Raw genomic sequence first — 3,237 nt, forward strand, 5'->3', positions numbered from 1 at the left:
ACCGCCGCGCGCACCGCCGGGCTGCTGGCCGCGCTGGTGGTGGCCGGCGCGCTGACCGCCGCGTCCTGGTTCCACCGGGCGCGCGGCGGAGCGCTGGCACCGGTGATCGGTGAGGACAACCGGCTCTCCACCTCCCGCGCGGTGGCCGCGAGCTGGGTGCTGTTCCTGGCGTTCGCGGTGCTCGTCCTGGTGGGGCAGCTGGCGGCCGCCTCCGGCAACCGGGAGCGCGATGCGCTGATCGAGGGGCTCGAACTCGCCCGCGGCGCGGGTGTCGTGACCGTGCTGGCGGTGGTGTGCGGGATCGCCGTGCTGGTACGGCGGGTGGTCGGGCTGCGGGTACAGGGACAGCGGCTGCAGAAGGTGCGCGCGTACCGGCCCAGGGCGGCGGACCTGCTCACCGACGACGCGGGGCGGGGGAGCTTCGCCGACATCCAGTACGTCGTGATCAGCGGGGTCGCCCTGGCGTTCGCGGCGGTGCGGCTGGCCCGGCGGCCGGAGCAGCTGCCGGATCTGCCGTGGGGGCTCGCGGTGGTGGTGCTGGTGTCGGCCGGGACGTACCTCGCGGGGAAGTACGCGGAGGGCGGGCGTCCGGTGATCCTCTCGGTGGTGCGGGCGCGGGAGGCGGGCGATCTGGACGCGCCGATCCGCACCGGGGACGACATCGAGATCCGGGGGGCCGGTTTCGTGCCGGTGGGCGCGCAGGGGGCGGACCGGTTGTCGCGGATGGTGGTGCGGGTGGGCGCGGTGAACGTCCACGTACCGCTGGTCCCGGTCACCGGTGGTTTCGACAACCCCACGGACGCGCTGCTGACGGTGCCGGTACCGGCGGAGGTCGAAGGGGGCCGCGTGGACGTCCAGGTCGTGACCGCGGCGGGCGTGGAGACGAACCGCTACACGATCGACGTGACGGAGTAACGCCTCCCACCCCGCACGCACGGTTGCCGCGATCCGCGATCCGCGATCCGCGATCCGCGATCCGCCGGCAGTCGGCCGCAGGGCGGTGGGGAGTGCAGTGGGGAGGGCGGTCGGGACGGCAGACCGTCGGCGCCCGGCGGTGCGGCCCCCCGCCCGCACCAAGAAAGACCCGCCACCAGGGTTGAGCCGCGACAGATTGTCGTACGTATGGTCGTTGAGGCGGCTCCCGGCACAGCAGTGAGAGGCGGCGGACAGTGATGACTCACGGTATGCGCACGGACACGCACTCCCCCCACTTCGACGGCGACGGCGACTGGCGGGACACCGCAACCCGCTACGCCCTCGTCCCCCTGCGCCTCTTCCTCGGCGTCACCTTCCTCTACGCCGGCCTGGACAAACTCACCGACAGCGCGTTCATGAAGGACTCCGGCGCCGGTTCCATCGGCGACATGATGCGCGCCGTCCGGGACTCCTCCGCCGTCCCCGCGATGGTCGACATGGCGCTGGAGAGCCCGGTCGCGTTCGGCTACGCCATCGCCCTCGGGGAGCTGGCCGTCGGTATCGGCGTCCTGCTCGGACTCCTCACCCGCCTCGCCGCCCTCGGCGGTGCGCTGATCTCCCTCAGCCTGTGGCTGACCGTCAGCTGGGCCTCCGACCCGTACTACTACGGCAATGACCTCCCGTACCTCATGGCCTGGATTCCACTCGTACTCGCGGGTGCTCCGCTGCTGTCCGTGGACGCGGCCCTTCGTGCACGGCGACAGCGGCGGAGGGAGCGGTACCGCTAGCCCGGCGTCAGGCCGTGCCGTCCGCCCTGTCCCGGCGACGGCGCACCACGCCGGTCAGCGCACCCACCGCACCGGCCAGGCAGAGGCCGCCCACGACGACGGGGATCATCACGAACCACGGGATGTCCCAGGCGCCGCCCGCGTCGCCGGCGTAGATCACCGCGGCGCCGGTGAGGAAGCCGCCGGTGACCAGCCTGCCGGGCTGGAACTCATGACGCAGCACGGCTCACCTCCGCCTGTCCCACGCCGACGTGGAGATCGAGGTCGAGGATGCCCGCCTTCCCGGCGCCCGCGGGCGGTTCCAGGGTCACTTCCTTGCGCTTGCCCGGTGCCACGTCCACGTCCTTCCGCTCTTCCCCCGGCAGCTTGATGTCCCCCACGCCCACATCGATGGTCAGCTTCACGGTCGCGTCCCTGGGCAGGATCACGTGGATCCGGCCCAGGCCGACATGGGCCTCCGTCGAGACGGTGCCGCTCGCGGGGACGCGTATCGCGGACAGGTCCAGTTCACCCTCGCCTCCCCCCAGGTCGTACGTGGGGCGCAGCTGCGTGACGGAGGCGGGGGCCCAGGCCGTGCGCGTCCAGCCGGTGCCGATGTCCTTGGGGACCGCGGTCGAGCCCGCCAGCAGGCCTGCCGTGATGACCGCCAGGACGATCGATCCCGCCCCGGTACGACCGAGGAACGCGCTGACGGCCACGCCGACGCCGAAGACGGCGAGCGCGCAGGCGAGACCGGTCTGCAGGCTGGTGCCGAGGGGGTGCGCCTCCCACGTCAGGCCGGTGCCGAGACCGGCCGCGATCAGGGCGAACAGGAAGATCCAGCCGCCGATCCCGCGGGGGGCGGGCGGCTTCGGCGGTCTCCGGAGCGGTGCGCAGGCCCTGTCGCGGGTACCGGTGCGGGTGTCGAGGCCGATGTTCATCGCGGCGGAGATGTCCAGGTCGCGGGTGTCCCGCGGACCCCACAGATAGCCGGTGCCGCCGACATGCGTGCCGTCCTTGACGATGGGGTCGCGCCACCACGACGGGAAGGCGTCGGGAACCGGCGGCGCCTGGGGCTCCGGCGGGGCGTCGGCGGCCGCCTGGGCCGCGAGGTGGTCGGGGCTGGGCGCGCCGCGCCGCCGCGACCAGTAACCGGCGCCGGCGAGCAGCAGGGACAGTATGACGGCGAAGCTCAGCACACCGTCGTTGCTGAGCAGGGTGAGGAAGACGCCGCAGCCGACCAGGGCGAACAGCACGGCGGCCAGGGTGTGGCCGTCGACCCGGCCGGTCAGCAGCCGGCGGATCCCGTTCTCCTCCTCGTCCTCGTACGGGACGAAGAGCCAGGCGAAACCGTAGAAGATGAGGCCGATCCCGCCGGTGGCGGACAGCACCGCGAGGGTGATCCGGAAGATCACCGGGTCCATGTCGCACTGCCGGCCGAGCCCCGCGCAGACCCCGCCGAGCATCTGGTGCCGGCGGTCCCGCCGGAAGCGGTGGTCCGCGTCCGCGGGCCCGCTCCCGCCCGGTTCCTCCGGTGGCGCGGCGGCCGCTCCCC

At 73.3% G+C, this 3,237-nt stretch carries 4 protein-coding genes; 2 read left to right on the forward strand and 2 right to left on the reverse strand.

Annotated features, from left to right (window positions below; all coding sequences use genetic code 11):
- Together B9S61_RS01265 and B9S61_RS01270 are read left to right on the forward strand one after the other, a co-directional pair.
- Window positions 1-915 (forward strand): hypothetical protein (locus tag B9S61_RS01265; RefSeq protein WP_103540519.1); only part of this gene is annotated, 915 nt, incomplete at its 5' end.
- 257 nt (window positions 916-1,172) lie between these two features.
- A complete protein-coding gene (locus B9S61_RS01270) occupies window positions 1,173-1,703 on the forward strand; it encodes a DoxX family protein (RefSeq protein WP_103540520.1) in 531 nt (176 codons plus the stop codon).
- Window positions 1,704-1,710: 7 nt separating this feature from the next.
- Here B9S61_RS01270 and B9S61_RS01275 read toward each other — a convergent pair whose 3' ends face one another.
- A complete protein-coding gene (locus tag B9S61_RS01275) occupies window positions 1,711-1,926 on the reverse strand; it encodes a hypothetical protein (RefSeq protein WP_103540521.1) in 216 nt (71 codons plus the stop codon).
- Window positions 1,913-3,237, reverse strand: a 1,325-nt coding sequence (locus B9S61_RS01280) for a PspC domain-containing protein (RefSeq protein ID WP_258039498.1), incomplete at its 5' end; no start/stop codon positions are given. The genes B9S61_RS01280 and B9S61_RS01275, both read right to left, overlap by 14 nt.

Origin of the sequence: Streptomyces sp. SM1 (assembly GCF_002910825.1) — a bacterium.
GTDB classification, from domain to species: Bacteria; Actinomycetota; Actinomycetes; order Streptomycetales; family Streptomycetaceae; genus Streptomyces; species Streptomyces okerensis.

Bases quoted from the DNA above. Each gene is read 5' to 3' on its own strand.
- B9S61_RS01270 (WP_103540520.1), top strand. From the start codon at position 1,173: ATGACTCACGGTATGCGCACGGACACGCACTCCCCCCACTTCGACGGC.